Below are 229 nucleotides of genomic sequence, written 5' to 3'. Positions count from 1 at the left end.
CCCAAGGTACTATCTTTTGGAGACTCTGACGAGTTCAGTCGTTTTAGAACCCAAGTCAATTACCGAATTATTGAAAATGCCGATATCGCATTCGGCTTCCGCTATATGAATGTTGGCAGCGAATTAGATGGCAAGAATGAAACCCTTGAAAGCGGCGTATACCTTGGTCTTCAGTTAGCACTATAAGACTCAGGAGAGCACTGCAAACGCAGAGACTAAGCCGGATTCA

1 protein-coding gene is annotated in these 229 nt (G+C 44.5%); it reads left to right on the top strand.

Annotated features, from left to right (window positions below; all coding sequences use genetic code 11):
- On the top strand, positions 1–186 hold a 186-nt coding region (locus tag A3761_RS00690), incomplete at its 5' end, for a YfaZ family outer membrane protein (RefSeq protein WP_231881097.1).
- Positions 187–229: the final 43 nt, after the last annotated feature.

The sequence above is a fragment of the Oleiphilus sp. HI0123 genome (assembly GCF_001635315.1).
The sequence above is the reverse complement of the archived record's forward strand: the minus strand, read 5'-3'. Positions and strand labels throughout refer to the sequence as shown.